This is a genomic window from Cellulomonas sp. P2_F12 (genome assembly GCF_056403775.1).
Genome location: NZ_JBFUEV010000006.1, coordinates 134,798 through 154,111, shown reverse-complemented (window position 1 = coordinate 154,111; position 19,314 = coordinate 134,798). Strand labels below are relative to the sequence as shown.

At 74.8% G+C, this 19,314-nt stretch carries 22 protein-coding genes; 5 read left to right on the top strand and 17 right to left on the bottom strand.

Annotated elements, in window-relative coordinates; all coding sequences use genetic code 11:
• Window positions 1-178: 178 nt before the first annotated feature.
• From AC1DWH_RS14380 to AC1DWH_RS14360, 5 genes are all read right to left on the bottom strand, one after another.
• Entirely contained in the window at window positions 179-1,915 is a 1,737-nt protein-coding gene (locus AC1DWH_RS14380) for a S1C family serine protease (protein WP_477094250.1), read from the bottom strand.
• Window positions 1,916-2,019: 104 nt separating this feature from the next.
• Window positions 2,020-3,849, bottom strand: a complete 1,830-nt coding sequence (gene menD / locus AC1DWH_RS14375) for a 2-succinyl-5-enolpyruvyl-6-hydroxy-3-cyclohexene-1-carboxylic-acid synthase (RefSeq protein WP_477094291.1) — start codon at window positions 3,847-3,849, stop codon at window positions 2,020-2,022.
• A complete protein-coding gene (locus tag AC1DWH_RS14370; RefSeq protein ID WP_477094249.1) occupies window positions 3,846-4,799 on the bottom strand; it encodes an o-succinylbenzoate synthase in 954 nt (317 codons plus the stop codon). The genes menD and AC1DWH_RS14370 overlap by 4 nt, the downstream gene beginning before the upstream one ends.
• A 9-nt stretch (window positions 4,800-4,808) precedes the next feature.
• On the bottom strand, window positions 4,809-5,378 hold the full coding sequence (locus tag AC1DWH_RS14365) for a TetR/AcrR family transcriptional regulator (protein WP_477094248.1): 570 nt from the start codon (window positions 5,376-5,378) through the stop codon (window positions 4,809-4,811).
• Entirely contained in the window at window positions 5,375-5,701 is a 327-nt protein-coding gene (locus AC1DWH_RS14360; protein ID WP_477094247.1) for a DMT family transporter, read from the bottom strand. The genes AC1DWH_RS14365 and AC1DWH_RS14360 overlap by 4 nt, the downstream gene beginning before the upstream one ends.
• 105 nt (window positions 5,702-5,806) lie before the next feature.
• Between AC1DWH_RS14360 and AC1DWH_RS14355 the strand changes: the two genes are divergently transcribed.
• A complete protein-coding gene (locus AC1DWH_RS14355) occupies window positions 5,807-6,775 on the top strand; it encodes a 1,4-dihydroxy-2-naphthoyl-CoA synthase (RefSeq protein WP_477094246.1) in 969 nt (322 codons plus the stop codon).
• A 4-nt stretch (window positions 6,776-6,779) separates the two neighbouring features.
• Here AC1DWH_RS14355 and AC1DWH_RS14350 read toward each other — a convergent pair whose 3' ends face one another.
• From AC1DWH_RS14350 to AC1DWH_RS14340, 3 genes are all read right to left on the bottom strand, one after another.
• Window positions 6,780-6,938 carry a hypothetical protein gene (locus AC1DWH_RS14350; RefSeq protein WP_456845093.1) on the bottom strand — a complete coding sequence of 53 codons (159 nt, stop codon included), beginning with the start codon at window positions 6,936-6,938 and terminating at the stop codon, window positions 6,780-6,782.
• Window positions 6,939-7,047: 109 nt separating this feature from the next.
• Complete coding sequence (locus tag AC1DWH_RS14345) at window positions 7,048-8,130, bottom strand: DUF3048 domain-containing protein (RefSeq protein ID WP_477094245.1); 1,083 nt, start codon at window positions 8,128-8,130, stop codon at window positions 7,048-7,050.
• Between the two features lie 83 nt (window positions 8,131-8,213).
• A complete protein-coding gene (locus tag AC1DWH_RS14340; RefSeq protein ID WP_456845091.1) occupies window positions 8,214-9,311 on the bottom strand; it encodes a DUF3048 domain-containing protein in 1,098 nt (365 codons plus the stop codon).
• Window positions 9,312-9,404: 93 nt separating this feature from the next.
• Here AC1DWH_RS14340 and menE point away from each other — a divergent pair, with 93 nt between their 5' ends.
• Together menE and AC1DWH_RS14330 are read left to right on the top strand one after the other, a co-directional pair.
• Window positions 9,405-10,556 (top strand): o-succinylbenzoate--CoA ligase, encoded by a 1,152-nt coding sequence (gene menE / locus AC1DWH_RS14335; protein ID WP_477094244.1) that lies wholly within the window; start codon window positions 9,405-9,407, stop codon window positions 10,554-10,556.
• Window positions 10,553-11,425, top strand: coding sequence for a 1,4-dihydroxy-2-naphthoate polyprenyltransferase (locus AC1DWH_RS14330; RefSeq protein WP_456845089.1), 873 nt, complete (start codon window positions 10,553-10,555; stop codon window positions 11,423-11,425). The genes menE and AC1DWH_RS14330 overlap by 4 nt, the downstream gene beginning before the upstream one ends.
• Here the strand turns inward: AC1DWH_RS14330 and AC1DWH_RS14325 are convergent.
• Entirely contained in the window at window positions 11,422-11,724 is a 303-nt protein-coding gene (locus AC1DWH_RS14325; RefSeq protein WP_456845088.1) for a DUF4229 domain-containing protein, read from the bottom strand. The genes AC1DWH_RS14330 and AC1DWH_RS14325 overlap by 4 nt on opposite strands.
• A gap of 49 nt (window positions 11,725-11,773) precedes the next feature.
• Here AC1DWH_RS14325 and AC1DWH_RS14320 point away from each other — a divergent pair, with 49 nt between their 5' ends.
• On the top strand, window positions 11,774-12,100 hold the full coding sequence (locus tag AC1DWH_RS14320; RefSeq protein WP_477094243.1) for a PLDc N-terminal domain-containing protein: 327 nt from the start codon (window positions 11,774-11,776) through the stop codon (window positions 12,098-12,100).
• 4 nt (window positions 12,101-12,104) lie between these two features.
• Here the strand turns inward: AC1DWH_RS14320 and ccsB are convergent, their stop codons facing one another.
• From ccsB to AC1DWH_RS14290, 6 genes are read right to left on the bottom strand one after another with little or no spacing between them, the layout of a single operon-like run.
• The gene (ccsB, locus tag AC1DWH_RS14315) at window positions 12,105-13,172 is read right to left on the bottom strand and encodes a c-type cytochrome biogenesis protein CcsB (RefSeq protein WP_456845086.1); all 1,068 of its coding nucleotides are present in this window, start codon (window positions 13,170-13,172) and stop codon (window positions 12,105-12,107) included.
• Window positions 13,169-14,821 carry a cytochrome c biogenesis protein ResB gene (resB, locus tag AC1DWH_RS14310; RefSeq protein ID WP_477094290.1) on the bottom strand — a complete coding sequence of 551 codons (1,653 nt, stop codon included), beginning with the start codon at window positions 14,819-14,821 and terminating at the stop codon, window positions 13,169-13,171. Before resB ends, ccsB begins: the two co-directional genes overlap by 4 nt.
• 40 nt (window positions 14,822-14,861) lie before the next feature.
• A complete protein-coding gene (locus AC1DWH_RS14305) occupies window positions 14,862-15,665 on the bottom strand; it encodes a cytochrome c biogenesis CcdA family protein (RefSeq protein ID WP_477094242.1) in 804 nt (267 codons plus the stop codon).
• Window positions 15,665-16,228, bottom strand: a complete 564-nt coding sequence (locus AC1DWH_RS14300; protein WP_477094241.1) for a TlpA family protein disulfide reductase — start codon at window positions 16,226-16,228, stop codon at window positions 15,665-15,667. The genes AC1DWH_RS14305 and AC1DWH_RS14300 overlap by 1 nt, the downstream gene beginning before the upstream one ends.
• 22 nt (window positions 16,229-16,250) lie before the next feature.
• Window positions 16,251-16,907 carry a histidine phosphatase family protein gene (locus AC1DWH_RS14295; RefSeq protein ID WP_477094240.1) on the bottom strand — a complete coding sequence of 219 codons (657 nt, stop codon included), beginning with the start codon at window positions 16,905-16,907 and terminating at the stop codon, window positions 16,251-16,253.
• A 30-nt stretch (window positions 16,908-16,937) separates the two neighbouring features.
• Window positions 16,938-17,444, bottom strand: a complete 507-nt coding sequence (locus AC1DWH_RS14290) for a MarR family winged helix-turn-helix transcriptional regulator (protein WP_477094239.1) — start codon at window positions 17,442-17,444, stop codon at window positions 16,938-16,940.
• A gap of 107 nt (window positions 17,445-17,551) precedes the next feature.
• Between AC1DWH_RS14290 and AC1DWH_RS14285 the strand changes: the two genes are divergently transcribed.
• On the top strand, window positions 17,552-18,112 hold the full coding sequence (locus tag AC1DWH_RS14285) for a YceI family protein (protein ID WP_477094238.1): 561 nt from the start codon (window positions 17,552-17,554) through the stop codon (window positions 18,110-18,112).
• 59 nt (window positions 18,113-18,171) lie between these two features.
• Here the strand turns inward: AC1DWH_RS14285 and AC1DWH_RS14280 are convergent, their stop codons facing one another.
• Both AC1DWH_RS14280 and AC1DWH_RS14275 read right to left on the bottom strand, forming a co-directional pair.
• Window positions 18,172-18,870: a redox-sensing transcriptional repressor Rex gene (locus AC1DWH_RS14280; RefSeq protein ID WP_477094237.1), complete on the bottom strand. Its 699-nt coding sequence runs from the start codon at window positions 18,868-18,870 to the stop codon at window positions 18,172-18,174.
• Between the two features lie 49 nt (window positions 18,871-18,919).
• On the bottom strand, window positions 18,920-19,198 hold the full coding sequence (locus AC1DWH_RS14275; protein WP_477094236.1) for a glutaredoxin family protein: 279 nt from the start codon (window positions 19,196-19,198) through the stop codon (window positions 18,920-18,922).
• Window positions 19,199-19,314 lie beyond the last annotated feature (116 nt).

Genomic DNA, 19,314 nt, shown 5'->3' with positions numbered 1-19,314 from the left:
GTCCCGGCCGAGGGGCCGTGTCCCGGTCCGTTGCGGAGACGGTCGGGACGGCGTGCGGTCCGGGGGGTAGGACCGCGGGGAGGCGGCTCGGGGTATGAGCCGCTGGTGAGGAGCCGGCGGCCGGGATCCCCGTGGGGGGACTGGGACCCGGCGGCCGCCGGCGATCAGGGGGCCTCGATCAGCCCTGGCCCTGCTGCTGCTGGAACCACTGCCACAGCTGGTCGGGGCTGAGCCCGTCCGGCAGGCCCGAGGAACCCGAGCCGTCCTGGCTGCCGTCGCCCTGCTGGGGGGCCTGGTCCTGCGGCGCCTGCTGCTGGGGGTCCTGCTGCTGCGGGGCCTGGTCGGACGAGCCGTTGGACGGCGCCGTCTCCTTGCGGACCGCCAGCGTGACGTCGACGTCCGACGCCTTGCCGTCGCGGACCACGGTCAGCGTGACCTTGGTGCCGGACGGGAGCGCCCGCACGTAGGCGGTGAGGGACTCGGCGCCGCCGACGGCCTTGCCGTCGATCGCGACGATCGTGTCCTTCTCCTGCAGCTTGGCGTCGGCGGCCGGCGAGCCGTCGCTGACCGACTCCACGACCGCGCCGCGGCGCGTGACGCCGTCGGCGGTGGCCGTGCCGTCGGACAGGGACACACCGAGGAACGCGTGCTCGGCGGTGCCGTCGTCGATGAGCTGCGCGGCGATGTTCTTCACCAGGTCGACCGGGATGGCGAAGCCGAGGCCGATGGAGCCGGACTCGCTCGACAGCGTGGCGATCGAGGAGTTGATGCCGATGACCTTGCCCTCGGCGTCGAACAGCGGTCCACCGGAGTTGCCGGGGTTGACCGCCGCGTCGATCTGGATCGCGTTGGTGACGGTCGCCTCGCTGCTGTTCTCGCCCGAGGTGGAGACGGGACGGTCGACCGCGGAGACGATGCCGGTGGTGACGGTGCTGGCCAGGCCGAGCGGGTTGCCGACGGCCATGACGGGCTGGCCGACGATGACCTTCGACGAGTCACCGAACGCGGCCGGCTTGAGGTCGTCCGGGGCGTCGGTCAGCTTGATGACCGCGAGGTCGGTCGTGGCGTCGGTGCCGACGATCGTGGCCTTGAAGATGCGGCCGTCGGTCAGCGTGACCTGCACGCTGCTCGGGTCCGCGTCGGCGACGACGTGGTTGTTGGTGACGATGTGGCCGGAGTCGTCGACGATCACGCCCGAGCCCTCCGCGCCGCCACCGTTGCCGGTGGAGACCTGGATGGCGACGACCGACTGCTGCACGGCCTTGGCGACGGCCTCCCAGTTCGGGTCGGCGTTGGACGAGCCGGAGACCGGGACGGTGTCGTTGCTCTGCTGGCCGATCGTGGCGAGCGACGCGGGGTGATTGCCCGACGCGCTGTCGTCCGAGAGGGCGTGCGTCAGGCCGGCCGTGGCGACGGCGGCGAGGATCGCGGCCGCGGCGGCGGCGCTCGTGACGGGGAGCCAGAGGTTGCGCTTGCGCTGCGTCGGGACCGTGCCCTGCGGCGCAGGCGCCGGCGCGCCGGCGTACACCGCGGCGGGCTGGTACGCGGCCTGCTGCAGCGTCGCCGGGTCCTGGGCGGCGGCGCGCTGGGCGGCCTCCCACTGCGCGCGGCGGACGGCCTCGAACTGGTCCATCTGCGCTGCCTGCTGCGCCGCGGCCTGCTGAGCGGCCTGCTGCGCTGCGGCCTGCTGGGCGGCCTCGTACGCGGCCCGCTGGTCCGCCGGGGCGGCGGGGTGCGGCGGCGTGAACGGGTTGGTGGGGTGCGCCGCCGGCGTGGCGGGCAGCGGCTGGGTCGGGTTGACCGGCAGCGGCTGCGTCGCGCCCACGGGCGGCAGCGGCTGGGTCGTGTGCGTCTGGGGGTGCTGATCGGCAGCGGGCGGCTGGTTGCCCGCGCCGTTCTCAGGGGTGGTGGTCATCGGTGGTGCCCTCCTTGGTCGATGACCATCTCACCGTCCCGCGCTGGAGGGAGCCTTGCCGGAACCTGGGAATTCGCTGCGAGTTTCGGATGGAACTCGTCGGGCTACGACGCGCCCGTCAGTGCGGCGTCCACCGCGGCGGACACCTCCGCGGCGATCCGCTCGCCGAGGGCACGGCGCCCGGTCCGGTCGACCCGGACCTCCACGACGCTCAGGCCGGGGCCGGGAGCCGCCAGCGCCGGCAGCAGCCCGTCGACGTCCCCGACCCGGGTGTGCCGGACGCCGTAGCCCGCGCAGAGCGCCGCGAGGTCCGCCCCGTGCGGCGTCGCGAAGACGCGCTCGAACACGTCGGCCCGGGCCGGCTCCCCGGGCTCGAGCGTCGCGAAGATCGATCCCCCGTCGTCGTTGGCCACCACGAGCTGGAGGTGGACCGCAGCCTCGAGCGGTCCGCGCAGGAGGCCGCCGACGTCGTGCAGGAACGTGAGGTCCCCCAGCAGCGCACGGACCCGTCGGTCCGGGAGCCCGAGCGCGACGCCGACCGCGGTCGAGACCGTGCCGTCGATGCCCGCAAGGCCGCGGTTGGCCAGCACCACCGGCGGCGAGTCCCAGCGGGCCACCAGGTCGAGGTCGCGCACGGGGTTCGAGGAACCGATCACCAGTGCGTCGTCCGGCCCGCTGACCTGCGCGACCACCCGCGCCAGCGCCGGCCCGGTCACGCGGGTGCCGCTGCGCGACCGGCGGCCGGCGTCGAGCCCGTCCAGCACCTGGTCGATCGCCGCGCCCGCGGCCTTGTCGGCGGAGCGCCATGCGTCGAGCCAGCCCGCCGGTGCGGGCATCCTGCCCTGGCGCATCCGGGCCGGCGGGTCGAGCAGCACGTCGCTCGCGTTGCGGGCGGCGTCGGGCCAGTCGGCGCCCCGGGGCGCAATGACGACCACCTCGACGTCCTCGCGCGCGAGGAGCTGCTGCACCGGGCGCGACAGCGTGGGGCGGCCGAGCACGACCACCCGGCGGACCGCTCCGCCGAGCTGCGGGTGCGCGAGGAGCAGCCGGTAGGCCGCGATGGCGTGCGAGCCCCCGCGCGCGCCGGAGGACGGCTCGGCGAGCAGCGGCCAGCCGTTCGCCTCCGCGATCCGACGCGCGTTCGGTCCGGCGCCGTCCCCCGCGACGAGGACGGTCGGGATGCCCCCGTGCCGGGTCGAGGGCGAGGCCGGGTCGACGACCGCGGGGACCGCGCCCGTCGCCGGCCGGGCGTGGACGTGCGTCAGCCCGGCGGTCGACGGCTCGGGCCAGGGCGAGCCGCCGGGCACCAGCGGCTCGCGGAAGGCGAGGTCGAGATGCACGGGTCCGGGGTCGCCCGTGCGCGCGCCGGTCGCCGCCGCGACGGCTCGGGACACCGTGCGCCGCAGGCCGCGGGCCTCGTCGGGCAGGCCGACCGGTGCGGGCACGTCGACGGCCAGGCGCACCGCCGTCCCGAAGATGCCCACCTGGTCGGTGGTCTGGTTGGCCCCCGTGCCGCGCAGCTCGTGCGGGCGGTCGGCGGTCAGCAGCAGCAGGGGCAGCCCGCTGTGGTGCGCCTCGAGCACCGCCGGGTGCAGGTTGGCGACGGCCGTGCCCGAGGTGGTGACCACGGCGACGGGCCGCGGGGGCTGGGGCTGGTCACCGTGGGCCGACGCCCTGATCAGGCCGAGGGCCAGGAAGGCCGCCGACCGCTCGTCGACCCGCACGTGCAGGCGCAGGCTCGGCGCACCCGCAGGTCGATCCGGGTCCGGGCGAGCGGCATCGGCGAGCGCGTAGGCCAGGGGGGCGCTGCGGGAGCCCGGAGCGAGCACGACGTCCTCGACGCCCAGTGCCGCGAGCGCCTGCACCAGCACACGGGCCGCCGCCGTCGCCGGGTCGGGTCGCGGGGCCGGCGGCGTCGTCACGCCCGCCATCATGCCCGAGGCCGGACGGCGCCGACGCGCGATCGCCACCGCTCCGCGAGCTCGTCCGACCCGGCCGCGGCCGCGAGCAGCGCCGCGTCCGGCTCGGTGCGGCGGACGTCGAGCGCCCCGTCGACGGGCAGGAACGGTCTCGTGACCAGATCCGCTGTGAACAGCTGCGCGGTGGCCAGGCCGCACGCGTACGGCAGCTCGGGCAGCGCGGCGGCGAGGGCGACCCCCGCGGCGAGCCCCACGGACGACTCGAGCGCCGACGACACGACGACGGGCAGCCCGATCCGCTCGGCCAGCCGCAGGCACGCGCGCACGCCCCCCAGCGGCTGCACCTTGAGCACCACGACGTCGGCGGCGTGGGCCCGCGCGACGGCGAGCGGGTCCTCGGCCCGGCGGATGGACTCGTCGGCGGCGATCGGCACGTGGGTGCGCCGGCGCAGGGCCGCGAGGTCGTCGACCCCCGGGACCGGCTGCTCGGCGTACTCCAGACCGCCCGCCGCACGGTCGAGCACGGCCAAGCGGCTGACGGCGGTGTCGACGTCCCAGGCGGCGTTGGCGTCGACGCGGATGGCCCCGTCCGGGCCGAGCGCGTCCCGGACGGCCTCGAGGCGGGCGACCTCGTCGGCGAGCGACTGCCCGGGCTCGGCGACCTTGACCTTGGCGGTGCGGCACCCGCCGGACCCGCGCACGATCCGGTGGGCCGTCTCGGCGTCGACCGCGGGGACGGTCACGTTGACGGGGATCCGCGTCCGCACCGGCGGGGGCCAGCCCTCGTCGGCGGCCTCCACCGCGGCGCGCCACCAGGCGACGGACTCGGCGGCGTCGTAGTCCCAGAACGGGCTGAACTCCCCCCAGCCGGCGTCACCGCGCAGCAGCACGCCGTCGCGGACCGTCAGGCCACGGAAGCGCGTGCGTAGCGGGAGCGACCAGACGTGCAGGTCAGGGGCGAGCATCTGGCCACCCTACGACGCGCGGACCTGCCCCCAGGCCGCCGTCAGCAGCGCCGTGGCGGTCGCCCGGACCGGCCGCCGCTCGGTCAGCGCGGTGACGACGGCGCCGTCGACGAGAGCGATCGTGACGGCCGCCGACGTCGGGGCGCCGGTCCGTTCGACCAGCTCCCCCAGGACGTCGTCCACCACCGCACGCCCGGCGGCGAAGGCCCCCGCCAGCGCGGCGTTCCGACCCGCGCCGAGCAGGTTCTCGTAGTGGCTGCGGACCTCGTCGTCGTCGCCGGGCGGCAGGACGGCGTCCACGAGCACCCGGGCGGCGGCCGCGGGGTCGCCCGCGGCCGCCGTCGCCAGCACCGACCGGGCGTGGTCCGCCCAGGCCTCGGCCAGCGCGCCGCCCGCGGCCGCCGCGAGGTCGTCGAGCGAGTCGAAGTAGTAGGTGGTCGCCGACAACGACGCGCCCGCCTCGTGCGCCACGCGCCGGTGCGTGAGTGCGCCGGGGCCCTCGCGCAGCATGAGCGCGGCGGCCGCCCGCGCGAGCTCGTCGCGGCGTCGCGCACCCTTGCCGCTGCTGCCGTGCGTCACGCGTGGCCCCCGCCGGACAGGTTCAGGCCGACGACGCCGGCGACGATGAGCACCAGCGACACGATCTTCAGCACCGACACGGCCTCGTGGAACACGACGATCGCGAGCACCGCGGTGAGCGCCGCCCCGATGCCCACCCAGACGCCGTACGCGACGCCGACGGGCAGGGACTTGAGCGCCCAGCCGAGCCCGCCCATGGACGCGACCGCGAAGACGACGAACGCGATGCTCGGTCCGAGCTTGCTGAACCCGTCGGACGCCTTGAGGCTGAGCGCCCAGCCGGCCTCGAGCATGCCGGACAGGATGAGAACGACCCAGGCCATGATGATGCACCACTCTCTGCGTGCGCGCCGGGTGTCAGTTCCGCCGTCCCGCGCACTTTCTAGTACGAGCGTACCAGATTCCCGGAGCGCGGCTAGGCTGCCGCCGTGACTGCTGAGCTGCCGACGTCCGTCTCCGACACGTTCGACCCGACGCGCTGGCGCACGGTCGACGGGTTCGAGGACCTGACGGACCTCACCTACCACCGCGGCTACGCGCGGCCGACCGCGGAGCAGGAGGCGGCCGGCGCGGTCGCCCGGGACCTGCCCGTGGTCCGGGTCGCGTTCGACCGGCCCGAGGTCCGCAACGCGTTCCGCCCCCACACGGTCGACGAGCTCTACCGCGTGCTCGACCACGCGCGCACCACCTCCGACGTCGGCACCGTGCTGCTGACCGGCAACGGACCGAGCCCCAAGGACGGCGTCTGGGCGTTCTGCTCCGGCGGTGACCAGCGCATCCGCGGCCGCTCGGGCTACCAGTACGCGTCGGGTGAGACCGCCGAGCACGTCGACCCGGCCCGCGCGGGGCGCCTGCACATCCTCGAGGTCCAGCGCCTGATCCGGACCATGCCCAAGGTCGTCGTCGCGCTGGTCAACGGCTGGGCGGCCGGCGGCGGGCACTCCCTGCACGTGGTCGCGGACCTCTCCGTCGCCAGCCGGGAGCACGCGCGGTTCATGCAGACCGACGCCAACGTGGGCTCGTTCGACGGGGGCTACGGCTCGGCGCTGCTGGCCCGGCAGGTCGGCCAGAAGCGGGCCCGCGAGATCTTCTTCCTGGCCCGCGAGTACTCGGCGGACCAGGCGCTGGCGTGGGGCGCGGTCAACGACGTGGTCGACCATGCGCAGATCGAGGAGGCCGGGCTGGAGTACGCCCGGATCATCGCGACCAAGTCGCCGCAGGCCGTCCGCATGCTCAAGTTCGCGTTCAACCTGGCGGACGACGGGCTGGCCGGGCAGCAGGTGTTCGCCGGCGAGGCGACGCGGCTCGCGTACATGACGGACGAGGCGGTCGAGGGGCGCGACGCGTTCCTGGAGCGCCGGGAGCCGGACTGGTCGGGCTTCCCGTACGCGTACTGACCGGCTAGCGCCCCGCGAGTGCCCAGCCGGCGACGTCGACGACGGCACCGATCACGCCGGCCGCGCCCACCAGCAGCGCGACGAGGACGAGACCGGAGACGACGACGGCGCCGAGCGAGCGGACGTCGTGCTCGGTGGCTTCATGTGTCGTGTGAGTGGCCATGCGTCGAGCCTCGCCCGGAGGCACGGCGTGCCACATCGGCCGCCAGGCCCCCGTCCTGGCCGACCTGGGGTGGCCGACCCGGGCGCCGATGTCATCCCGTGGGCGGACCTCAGCTGAGCGCCAGCGAACCTGTCCCGGCCGGCACCAGCTCCACCCACGTGTTGCCGGGTGCCAGGTCGGCCGGCAACCCGTCCGCGGTGAACAGCCGCATGGGGGCGTCCTGCGAGTCCTTCTGCCAGCGGACCGGCACGACCTTGCCGCCCGTCGCGACGACGCCGTCCCCGGCGCCGATCAGCGAGTACGTCGGCACGGGCGCGCCGCCCTGGGCCCCGAAGCCCGTGTTCGGGTGGTCGGCGGTGATCGAGACGACGTTGACCGCCGACAGCCGCGCGCCGCTGCGGGCCGTCGCCGGCGCGCCACCCTCGGACCGCAACCACGTGCCGCTGCCCGGGTCCCACGTCCACGACGGGCTCGAGGCGGGCGAGAGCCGGAACGCGAGCGTGGTCGCGGGCGTGCCGGCCACGATCGCCGTCGCCCGGTCGGCGCTGCGCGCGAACGTGAACTGCTCCCCCGGGGGCGCCTGGTGGTCGGCGTCGGCGAGTCCCCAGAACGTGCTCGGCGTGCCGTAGACGTTGTGCGGCGCGGCCCGGTCCTTGGTCCGGTACATGCCGGGGGCCCCGGCGTCGTGGCTGATCATCTGGATGCCGCTGGCCGCGACCAGGTCGAGGATGCCGGGCTGGCCGCCGGAGAACGCCAGCAGGCCGTGCATCGGCGCGAGGATCACGGGGTCCATGGGCCGCACGGAGCGGATGGGGCCGACCTCGGCGGGGACCTGCGAGTGGTAGACCGCGATGAACCGGGACACGTCGAACTCGACGATGGTCTCCCAGACGACGTCGGCCTGCTCGAGCCCCGTCTGCGGGCGGGCCACGGCGGTGTTCTCGATCTTGACCGCCAGCGCGGGCCGCGGGGCCGGGTCCCCGGGCACACCGGTCAGGGGCCACGTCGGGGCGACGACCGGCACGGGGGCGGCACCCTTGTCCGGCGCGATCGTGGCGCCCTGCGTGACCGGCGGGGGCGTCTCCTGGACGGGCGCGGGGGTCGTCGGGGAGCACGCGGCGACGGCCAGCGCCAGGCCTGCGAGCAGCGCCGCTGTGGCGCCCCGCACCCCTCGTCGTGTCGTCGTGGTCATCGCGCTCCCCCGTCGGTGTCGAGCAGGGGACCAGGCTGCCACGGCGACCCGCCCCCGTCCGGGAGCACAGGCCGCGGGCGTCGTCAGCCGATCGTGACCGAGCCGGAGTCCTGCGGGACGAGCTCCACCCAGGTGGTCCCGGGGGCGAGGGTCAGGACGGCGCCGTCGGGCGTCGCGAGGGTGAGGACGGCGTTGGTCCCCGACTTGGTCCAGGTGCCGGTGACGGTGTGGCCGCCCGTGGAGACGGTCGCCTCACCCGTGCCGTCGAGCACGGTCTCGGGGACCGGGTTGCCCGCCGGGTCCGTCGTGCCGGAGTTCACCAGCCGGACCTTGAGGGTCACCACGTTGGTGGCGGCGATGCGCGCGCCCGAGCGGACGACCGCGGGGGCCGAGCCCTCCGCGCGCAGCCACGTGCCGCTCGCGGCGTCCCAGGTCCAGGTGGGCTTCGCGTAGCCGGAGAGCTTCACCGACACCGTCGCGGACGGACCACCGGCGACGACGGCGGTCGCCTGCTCCGGGTGCTTCGCCATGACGAACTGCTGGGCGGGGGCGGCGCTGTGGTCGGCGTCCGCCTGGTCCCAGAACGTCTGCGGGGTGCCGTACACGTTGTGGGGCGCCGGGCCCACGCCCTTCTTCCGGTAGAACCCGGCCGCGCCGGCGTCCTGGCTGATCGTCTGCACGCCCGCGGCCTGCAGCGCCTGCACGAAGCCGGGCTGGCCGCCCGAGAACGCGATGAGCCCGTGCATCGGCGCGACGATCGCCGGGTCCATCGGCCGCACCGACCGGATCGGGCCCACCTCGGCGGGCACCTGCGACTGGAACACGGCCACGAAGCGGCTGATGCCGCCCTCGACGACCTCCTCCCACACCACGTCCGCCTGGTCGAGACCGGTCTGCGGGCGGGCCTCGCCCGAGTTCTCGATCTTCACGGCGAGCGCGGGCCGCACGGCCACCTCGGTCGCGGCCACACCCGTCAGCGGCCAGCGCGGCTGGACCACGGGGGCGGGCGGGGCGGCCTTCGCGGCCTCGATCACCGGGGCCTGCGTGACGGGGGCGGCGGACGTCGGGTCGGCCGTCGGCGACCCGCTGCACGCACCGAGCAGGAGGCCGGCGCCGGTGGCCAGCGCGGCCAGCACGAGGGACCGGCGGCGGGCGGGCGAGGCGGTGAGGACTGACGACACGATGCTCCTTCGGGTGTGAACCGCGCGACACTCTACGGGCTGACGGCGGCCCTCCCGGGCGGCCACGCCCCTGGGCGGACCTACGCTGGTCCGGTGAGCCGGCCGCTGCGTGACGTCCCCGCGCGGCCCGACGACCTGGTGCCGGCCCTGCGCGCCGCCCTCGACGGCACCGGCCCGGCGGTCTCCCCGGTCGGCGACGCGACCTCCGCGTCGGTCGCGGACGTGGTCGACGAGGGCGTCGCCGTCGTGGTCCGGACCTCGGGCTCCACGGGCGAGCCGCGCGCGGTCCTGCTCTCGGCCGCGGCCCTGCGCGCGTCGGCTGCGGCGACCCACGCCCGCCTCGCCGGCCCCGGACGCTGGCTGCTCGCCCTGCCGGTCCAGCACGTGGCCGGTGTGCAGGTGCTGGTGCGCTCGGTGCTGGCCCGGACCGCGCCGGTCGTCCTCGAGCCCGGGCCGTTCCGGGCACCCGCGTTCGCGGCCGCGACGTCCGCGCTGGGCACCGACGTTCCGCGGTACACGTCGCTGGTGCCCACGCAGCTGGTCCGGCTCCTCGACGACACCGCCGGGACGGCGGCCCTCGCGTCGTTCGACGCCGTGCTGCTCGGCGGCGCCGCGGCCCCGCCCGAGCTGCTCGAGCGCGCCGGGGCCGCGGGCGTGCGGGTGGTCACCACCTACGGCATGTCCGAGACGTGCGGCGGGTGCGTCTACGACGGGGTCCCCCTCGACGGCGTACGTGCCTCGCTCGACGACGACGGCCGGATCCTGCTGGCCGGACCTGTGCTGGCCGACGGCTACCTGGGCCGCCCGGACCTCGACGCGGAGGCGTTCGTGCAGGTGGACGGGGTCCGCCACCTGCGGACCACGGACCTCGGGCGCTGGTCCTCGGGCACGCTCACCGTGCTGGGCCGCGCCGACGACGTGCTGGTCACCGGCGGCGCCAAGGTGCCCCCCGGGCCGGTCGAGGCGGTGCTCTCGGGGCTGCCGGGCGTCGACGAGGTGTGCGTCGTCGGCGTGCCGGACGCGGAGTGGGGACAGGCCGTCGTCGCGGTCGTCGTGACCCGCCCGGGCGCCCGCCCCCCGACGCTCGACGACGCCCGCCGCGCCGTGACCGACCGCCTCGGCGCGGCCCACGCGCCGCGCCACGTGGTGGTCACGGACTCGCTCCCGGTCCGCGGGCCGGGCAAGATCGACCGTCGGGCGACGGCAGAGCTCGCCGCCCGCTCCCTCGAGAGGACCCCCACGTGACGACTGCCAGCGACTGGGTGCAGGGCGCGCGACCGCGCACGCTGCCCGCGGCGGCTGCCCCCGTGCTCGTCGGCACCGGTGCCGCGGCCCAGCTGGGCGAGGCCGACCTCGGCCGCGCCGCGCTCGCTCTCGGCGTCGCGCTCGCGCTGCAGGTGGGCGTCAACTACGCCAACGACTACTCGGACGGTATCCGGGGCACCGACGTCGATCGCGTGGGCCCGCTGCGGCTGACCGCGTCCGGGACCGCGAGCCCCGGCACGGTCAAGGGCGCCGCGTTCACCGCGTTCGGCGTCGCTGCCCTGCTCGGGCTCGCCCTGGTGTACCTGAGCGGCCAGTGGTGGCTGCTCGCCGTCGGCGCGCTCGCCATCGCCGCGGCGTGGGGCTACACCGGTGGGAGGCGGCCGTACGGGTACCGCGGGCTGGGCGAGGTCGGGGTGTTCCTCTTCTTCGGGCTCGTCGCCGTGCTCGGCACCACGTACACGCAGGCCGACGAGCTCTCGTGGCCCGCGTGGGTCGGGGCCGTCTGCGTCGGCATGCTCGCGTGCGCCCTGCTCATGGCCAACAACCTGCGCGACGTCCCCACCGACGCCCTCGTCGGCAAGCGCACCCTCGCCGTGCGCCTCGGTGAGCAGCGGTCCCGACGCGTCTACGCCGTGCTCGTGGTCCTGCCGGTGCTGCTCGGCGGGATCGGCTGCGCCTTCGCCACGCCGTGGACGCTCCTCGTGCTGCTGCTGCTCGCGCCGTCGGTGGTCCTCGCGGTCACGGTGCTGCTGGGAGCCCGCGGGCGGGCGCTGGTGCCCGTGCTCGCCGGGACCGGGCTGCTCGAGCTCGCGTTCGGCGTGCTGCTCGGGGTGGGCCTGGCGCTCTAGCCCGCGCCCGACGTGTCGTCGCGGGCGGCCTCGTCGGCCGCGTCCTCGAGGTCCGCGTCCTCCTGCGCACGCTTGCCCAGGACGGTCTTGTCACCCGCGGCCCGGCGTCGCTCCGCGCGTTCGGCCAGCTGCAGGGCCGCCGCGTCGCGCGGGCCGCTGAGCAGCACGTACGACAGCCCCCACGCGAGGAACGCCGCGACGATCACCACCAGCCACGACCGCAGGCCGACCCACCAGAGCAGACCGAGGCAGACGCCGAAGAGCGCGAGGCGCAGGACCGAGTAGACGACGAAGGGCACGGTCACCAGCGTAGGCCGCGCCCGCGCCGCGGACGTCTAGGCTGACGAGGTGAGGAACCTTGTCGTCCTGCTGCTGATCGGCCTGACCGTGTACTGCGTGTTCGACATCGTGCGCAGCACCGCGCCGGAGCGGCTCGGGGTCCACCCGGTCTTCTGGGTGCTCCTCGTCGTGTTCGTCCCGCTGCTCGGGGTCCTCGCGTGGCTCGCGGTGAAGTGGTCCCGGGGCACGGCGTACGCGGGGCCGGAGGCCCCGGCTGCCCCCGCGCGCCGCCGGCCCGCCGCGCCCGACGACGACCCCGAGTTCCTCTGGCGGCTCGACGAGGACCGCCGGCGGGCGGACGGCGGCAAGACCGACGAGACCCCGCCGACGGCCTGACGGATCACATGCCCGAGTAGGAGTGCTTCCCGGAGACGACCAGGTTGACGACCGTGAAGTTGGCGAGCACGGCGGCGTACCCGACGAAGACGAAGTAGGCGGCCCGGCGACCGCTCCAGCCGCGCGTGGTGCGGGCGTGCAGGTAGGCCGCGTACGTCACCCAGGCGACGAACGTGCCGACCTCCTTGGGGTCCCAGCCCCAGTAGCGGCCCCAGGCATGCTCGGCCCAGATGGCGCCGCCGATCAGCGTGAAGGTCCACAGGACGAACGCGACGGCGTTGAGGCGGAAGGCCATGGCCTCGAGCTCGCGCGCGCCGGGCACCTGCTCGAGCCAGCCCATCCTGGGCCCGCTGACGAACCGTCGGAACCCGTCGGACCTCCGCGCAGCGACGACCAGCGACCCGTCGGCGGCCGTGGACGCGCCGGCCCCGACCGTCACCACGGGGGCGTCGGCGACCGCGAGGCCCTCCTCGCGGTAGCTCTTGAGCACCTGCAGCACCGAGGCGGCGAACGCGACCGTGAAGATGCCGGTCGCGGTGATGGCCACGCCGACGTGCAGGATCAGCCAGTAGCTCTGCAGGGCGGGCTGCACCTGGTCGGCCTGGATGTAGAACACGTTGAGCGCCAGCACGAGGGCCAGGACGGCGATGCCCATGACGAGGACGCCGACGAAGGCGATCACCCGGCGGCGCTGCACGATGGTCAGCACCAGCACGGCCACGAACGTGCCGACGATCGTGAACTCGTACATGTTGGCGGTGGGCCACCGACCGGCGGCGACGCCGCGCAGCACGATGCCGGCGAACAGCATGATCAGGCCGAGGATCGTGGTCGAGCGGGCGATGCCCTCGGCGCGCGCGGACCGACCCGGCGCGCTCTGCGCCTCGGACCCGGCGACGGCGGTCGCGGGCCGCGAACCCCCGGTGACCGCGCCCGCCGTGGCGAGCTCGGGGACGCGCTTCTGCGCCCGCTCCGCGATGCGCGCGAGGTCCACGCTGTAGGCGATCAGCGCGATGGTGAACGCGGTCGCGGCACCCCAGACGAGCAAGGTGCTCAGGTCACCGGTGGTCATGGCGTGCCCTCTCCTGAGGTCGGGCCGCCGGGGGCGGCCGGAGATCTGTCGTGCGTGCGGGCGAGCGTCTCGGTCAGAACCCGGTCGAGCTCGGGCTGGAGGCCGACGTCGTCGCCGCGGGCCAGCCCGGCCGCGGTGACCACTGTACGACCGTGGCCGTCGTCGCCGCCCGGCGCGAACCGGAGCCAGAGGCGCCGACGCGGGGCGAACAGCGAGGTCGCGAGCCCGGCGAAGGCGAGCAGCGCGAAAACGAGCACGAAGATCAGCGCCGGGTCGTGCCGCAGGTCGAGCGCGACGTACCGCGGCAGGTCGTTGAACGTGAGGGTGCCCAGCCCGTCGGGGAGGTCGACGGTCTCGCCGGGGCGGACGTACAGCGTGATCGCCTTGCCCTCGGCGTCGACGGCCTGGGTCATCCGGGCCTCGTCGAGCTGGTAGACGTTCTGCGGGACGCCGGTGTCGAGCCCGAGGTTGCCCTTCCAGACCGAGAGCACCAGCAGGGGGTCCGTCGGCTGCGGGTCGACGGACCGGTAGAGGTCGTCGCCGACCTCCTGCGCCGTGGGGAGCAGGTAGCCGACGATGCCGATCTGCTCCTGGTCGCCGGAGACGTCGGGGACCTTGAGCACGCCGCGCGAGGTGTACACGTTGTCCTGCGGCAGGAACGGCGTCGGACCGGCGAAGGCCACCTGACCTGCGGCGTCGTGCACGGTGATGTCCGGCGCGTAGCCGTTGCCCTGCAGGTAGACCTTGGCACCGCCGGCGTCGAGCGGGTGGTTGACCTTGATGGTCTTCTTCTCCGGCGCCTCGCCCGGGTTGGTCAGGGTGACGTGCGCGGTGAAGTCGCGGGACTGCAGGGTGTCGGGGTCGAACCGGGCCTCGAAGTCGTCGAGCCGCAGGGTGAACGGCACGAGGCTCGTGGGCGAGTAGGCCGTGCCCTGCTCGAAGGTGTCGTAGTCGACCTGCGCGTTGGCGAACCCGCGGCCCTGCACGACGATCGCCTGCCCGCGGTAGTGCAGCACCTGGCCGGTGGCCACGGAGATGAGCAGCCCGACGAGCGCCAGGTGGAAGACGAGGTTGCCGGTCTCGCGCAGGTATCCGCGCTCCCCCGACACCGACCACGTGCCGGCGCCCTCGTCGCGGGTCTCCACCCGGTAGGTGGGCACGAACGGGAGCCAGCGCCAGCCGCCACGGAGCACCCCGGCGGCGTCCTGGACGGCGTCCTGCGGCGACACGGACGTCGATCCCGACGCCTGCGCGGGGAACCGCCCGAACCGGCGGGGCGCGCGCGGCGGACGACCGCGGACCCCGGCGAGGTGGACCTTCGTGCGCGGCAGGATGCACCCGACCAGCGAGACGAACAGCAGCAGGTAGATCGCAGAGAACCAGACCGACGAGTAGACGTTGAAGAACCCGAACCGGTCGAGCCACGGCCCCAGGGTCGCGTGGTCGGTCAGGTAGGTCGCGACCTTGTCGGCGTTCTGCGCGCGCTGCGGCCAGACGGTGCCCGGCACCGCGGCGACGGCCAGCAGCATGAGCAGCAGCAGGGCGACCCGCATGCTGGTGAGCTGCCGCCAGGCCCAGCGGCACCAGCCGACGAAGCCGAGGGTGGGCAGCGTGGGCGGAGTCGACGCCGGAGCCTCGGTCGGCTCCATGAAGACGTCGGAGAGGCCCTCGGGGCGGTGGGTCGTCACGTCACACCACCGGCACGAACGGGTCGCCGCCGACGAGGACGCCCTGCAGCCAGGAGGACCAGGTGCCCCACACGCCCGTGACCAGCGCGATCCCGAGGATCACGAGCATCGCGCCGCCCAGCCGCATGATCGCGAGGCGGTGCCGGCGCAGGAACGCGAGCGCGCCGGCGCTGCGCTCGACGAAGATCGCGACCAGCAGGAACGGCAGCCCGAGGCCCAGGCAGAAGGCGACCGCGAGCAGCGCGCCGCGGCCGGCCGAGCCCCCGTCGAGCGAGAGCGTGAGGATCGCGGCGAGGGTCGGGCCGATGCAGGGCACCCAGCCGAGCCCGAACGTGATGCCCAGCAGCGGCGCGCCCCACAGGCCGGCGCGGGGCGCGAGGTGCACGCGCCGCTCGTTCTGCAGGAACGGGATCAGCCCGAGGAACCCCAGCCCCAGCACGATGACGACGACCCCGAGCACGCGGGTGATCTGGTCCTGGTACTCGACGAGCACCCCGCCGAGCGAGCCCGCGAGCGCGGCGAGCGCGACGAACACCGCGGTGAACCCGGCGACGAACAGGGCGACCCCGAGCACGACCCGGCTGCGCGCGGGGGCGGTCCGGACCAGCGTGGTGCCGCCGGACGCCCCGAGGCGGTCCGCCGTGCCGGTCATGCCGCCGAGGTAGCCCAGGTAGCCCGGGACGAGCGGCAGCACGCACGGCGACGCGAACGAGACCAGCCCGGCGATGACCGCGACGGGGATCGCCAGCAGCAGCGAGCCCGAGGTGACGGCCCGGCCGAAGGCGTCGCCCGCGTCGGCGAGCATCACGACGTCGGCGCTTGCTCGGCGAGGAGCCCGTCGACCATCGACCGCAGCGTCGACGGGTCGGCCAGGCCGAGGATGCGCCCGGCGACCTTCCCGGAGCGGTCGAGCACGACGGTGGTCGGCACCGCGTTCACGGGCACGGTGCCCTGCAGCGCGGCGATCGCGGTGCCGTCGGTGTCCGCCAGGCTGGGGTACGGCACCGAGAACTGGCGCTCGAAGGCCTGCGCGGAGCCGGCGTCGTCGGTGCGGTTGATGCCCAGCACCTGCACGCCCTGGGCGGCGTAGTCCGTGGCCAGCGCCGCGAGGTCGGGCGCCTCGGCGCGGCACGGCGGGCACTGCGCGTACCAGGTGTTGAGGACCACGACGTCGCCCCGCCAGTCGGCGACGTCCTGCGCCGTGCCCTCGAAGTCGGTGCCGGACAGCTCGAGCGGCCCGGTGCGGTCCCCGACCGCCCACGTCGTCGTGCTGCCGTCACCGGACTGGTAGCCCTGGTCCGCGACGTCGTCCGTGCCGGTCGCCGTGCCCGGCGCGCACCCGGCGAGAAGCAGCACGGCGGCGGCCACCGCAACGAGACCTCGACGCACGTCAGGCCCCCGCGACCGAGGAGACGCCGGGCAGGAGCGAGCCCGCGGGCTCGCTGTAGCCGATGCCGACGAGGGTGTCGCCGTCGTAGCGCAGGCTGGTCAGGGACGCGACGGAGCACTGGCGGCGGCGCGGGTCGTGCCACAGGTGACGGTTCTCCAGCGCCAGGCGGGTGACCCAGACCGGGAGCTGGTGACTGACCAGCACGGCCTCGTGCCCGCGGGCGACCTCGCGCGCGGCCTCGACCGCGGCGAGCATGCGGTCGACCTGCTCCTTGTACGGCTCGCCCCAGGACGGCCGGAAGGGGTTGCGCAGGTACGGCCAGTGCTCGGGGTGCCGCAGCGAGCCGTCGCCGACGCCGAACGTCATGCCCTGGAAGTGGTTGCCGGCCTCGATGAGACGCTCGTCGGTGCCGATCTCGACGCCGAACGCCCCGGCGATCGGTCCCGCGGTCTCCTGGGCACGCTGCAGGGGCGAGGCGATCACGGCGACGACATCGCGCCGGGTGCCGCCGGACTCGCCCGCCAGGTGGGCGGCGACCATGTCGGCCATCGCCAGACCGCGCTCCGAGAGCCGGTAGCCGGGCAGCCGTCCGTAGAGCACGCCGTCGGGGTTGTGCACCTCGCCGTGCCGCATCAGGTGGATCGTGGTCGCGACCATGGGCTCAGTCTCGCAAACACTCCTGTGCGCTCAGCACGCGGGAAGCTCTCCCTCGACGTGACACGCGCCACCCGTCAGGTGCAGGCGGACCGCCTCCATGGCGTCACCGAGCGCCGCGAACTGCTCGTCGGTCAGCACGTCGACCAGGTGGTCGCGCACCGACTGCACGTGCAGGGGCGCGGCCGCCACCAGGACCTCCCAGCCCTTCTCGGTCATGACGCAGTTCACCCCGCGCGCGTCCTCGACGCAGGGGGCCCGGGTGACCAGGCCCCGCTCCTCCATGCGGCGGATCGTGTGCGTCAGGCGGCTGCGGGAGTGCGCGATGTTGTCGGCCAGCTGCGCCATGCGCAGCGTGCGGTCGGGAGTCTCGGACAGCCGCACCAGCACCTCGTACTCGTGCGTGGACAGCCCCGTGTCGCGCTCGAGCTCGTGCTCCAGCGCCGCGAACAGACGGGCCGCGCCGCCGCGGAACGCGCGCCAGTGGGCCTGCTGCTCGGCGGTCAGCCACTCCACCGTCGTGGGTGTGTCAGTGGTCACAACGGGGCCTCCGTCCTCGGGTCTGGGGTTGCGGGTCTGGTGCGAGTGTAGTACAACTTTGAACTAACAGTTTTGGTTGACGTTTCAACAACCACGGAGGACACGCCATGAGCACCGCCACCACCACCGTTCTTCCCACCGGCCTGACCACGGGCACCTGGGCGGTCGACGCCTCGCACACCGAGGCCGCGTTCACGGTCCGCCACGCCGGCATCTCGAAGGTCCGCGGCACCGTCGCGGTCACCGAGGGCACCGTCGTCGTCGGCGAGGACCTGACGACCACGTCCGTCTCCGTCACGCTGGACCCCGCCACGGTCACCACGGGCGACGCGAACCGCGACGGCCACCTCAAGAGCGGCGACTTCTTCGACGTGGAGAAGTTCGGCCAGTGGACGTTCGTCTCGACCGCGGTCCGCGAGGCCGGCAAGAACTACGTCATCGCCGGCGACCTGACGATCCACGGCGTCACGCAGTCGGTCGAGCTCGACACCGAGTTCAACGGCACCGCGGTCGACCCGTTCGGCAACACGCGTGCGGGCTTCGAGGCCACCGTGACGATCTCCCGCAAGGACTTCGGGCTGACCTGGAACGCGGCCCTCGAGGCCGGCGGCGTCCTGGTGTCCGACAAGGTCGTCATCGCGCTCGACGTCTCCGCCATCAAGGGCTGACGCAGCACCCGCAGCACCGCGTACGGCCGGGTCCACGACGGGCCCGGCCGTTCGCATGCTCACGCGCCGGTACCGGTGCGCCGGCGGTCGTGGAAGGCGAGGATCTGCAGCTCGGAGGCCACGTCGACGGCCCGCAGGTCCACGTGCGACGGCACACGCAGCGAGCGCGGCGCGAACGTGAGGATGCCGACGACGCCGGCCGCCACGAGCTCGTCGCACACCTGCTGCGCCGCGGTGGCGGGCGTGGCGATGATGCCGATCGTGGCGTCGTTGCCGCTGACCACCTCGAAGAGCGCCTCCGGGGGCTGCACCACCAGGCCGGCGACCGTCGTGCCGACGACCGCGGGGTCGGCGTCGACCAGCCCGACCACCGCGAACCCGCGCTCCGCGAACACCGAGTAGCTGGCCAGCGCGTGCCCGAGGTTGCCGATGCCGACGATGACGACGCGCCGCTGCGTGGTCAGGCCCAGCACGACCGCGATCTGCTCGGAGAGGTGCAGGACGTCGTAGCCGACGCCGCGCCGACCGTACGAGCCCAGGAACGAGAGGTCCTTGCGCAGCTGCGCGGGGCTGACGCCCGCCCCGGCCGCGAGCTCGTCCGACGACGTGGTGACGACGCCCTCCGCGGTGAGCGAGTGCAGCGCGCGCAGGTAGCCGGGGAGCCGCGCGACGGTGGCCGGGGGCACGCGACCACGCCCGGCCGCACCGGGCTCCGTCGCCCTGGCGTGCGCCCGGGGTCCCGTCCGCTGCGTGTCCACATCGACTCCCGCGACGCCCCGTCGAGCCCGGTCGCCCGGGCCCTGCTGGTCAGGCTAGGGGTCGCGGCCCGGCCGCGGTAAGGGTTCGACGCAGACGCGCCGCGTCGATCCGCCAGTAGCCCTGCTGGACCCCGTCGACCTCGACCACCGGCACCAGCTCGCCCAGCTCGTCGACGAGGTCCCGGCCGGGTTCGAGGGCGGTGTCGATGTCGACCTCGGCCCAGTCGTCGCCCGTCTCGGCGCACACCGTGCGCACGACCTCGCGCGCCTCGTCGCACAGGTGGCAGCCCGCGCGGCCGAAGAGCACCACCCGCGTGTTCGTCGTCATGCCCCCAGGTTCTCACCGAGCGGTCACCTGTGAGCACGGTGGAGCGGGGCACGTCGGGGGCGTGAGCCTCGTTACAGTGGCCAGGTGCGTCAGGCGTCCGGGAACCCGCCCGCCCC

What these genes read in the sequence shown, in the direction of transcription:
- ccsB (WP_456845086.1), bottom strand. Translation starts at nt 13,172, where the DNA reads ATGACCACCGGTGACCTGAGCACCTTGCTCGTCTGGGGTGCCGCGACC.
- AC1DWH_RS14305 (WP_477094242.1), bottom strand. Translation starts at nt 15,665, where the DNA reads ATGCTCGCCGACGCGGGCGACGCCTTCGGCCGGGCCGTCACCTCGGGC.
- resB (WP_477094290.1), bottom strand. Translation starts at nt 14,821, where the DNA reads ATGGAGCCGACCGAGGCTCCGGCGTCGACTCCGCCCACGCTGCCCACC.
- AC1DWH_RS14275 (WP_477094236.1), bottom strand. Translation starts at nt 19,198, where the DNA reads ATGACGACGAACACGCGGGTGGTGCTCTTCGGCCGCGCGGGCTGCCAC.
- AC1DWH_RS14360 (WP_477094247.1), bottom strand. Translation starts at nt 5,701, where the DNA reads ATGGCCTGGGTCGTTCTCATCCTGTCCGGCATGCTCGAGGCCGGCTGG.
- AC1DWH_RS14285 (WP_477094238.1), top strand. Translation starts at nt 17,552, where the DNA reads ATGAGCACCGCCACCACCACCGTTCTTCCCACCGGCCTGACCACGGGC.
- AC1DWH_RS14350 (WP_456845093.1), bottom strand. Translation starts at nt 6,938, where the DNA reads ATGGCCACTCACACGACACATGAAGCCACCGAGCACGACGTCCGCTCG.
- AC1DWH_RS14370 (WP_477094249.1), bottom strand. Translation starts at nt 4,799, where the DNA reads ATGCTCGCCCCTGACCTGCACGTCTGGTCGCTCCCGCTACGCACGCGC.
- AC1DWH_RS14380 (WP_477094250.1), bottom strand. Translation starts at nt 1,915, where the DNA reads ATGACCACCACCCCTGAGAACGGCGCGGGCAACCAGCCGCCCGCTGCC.
- menD (WP_477094291.1), bottom strand. Translation starts at nt 3,849, where the DNA reads ATGATGGCGGGCGTGACGACGCCGCCGGCCCCGCGACCCGACCCGGCG.
- AC1DWH_RS14345 (WP_477094245.1), bottom strand. Translation starts at nt 8,130, where the DNA reads ATGACCACGACGACACGACGAGGGGTGCGGGGCGCCACAGCGGCGCTG.
- AC1DWH_RS14295 (WP_477094240.1), bottom strand. Translation starts at nt 16,907, where the DNA reads ATGGTCGCGACCACGATCCACCTGATGCGGCACGGCGAGGTGCACAAC.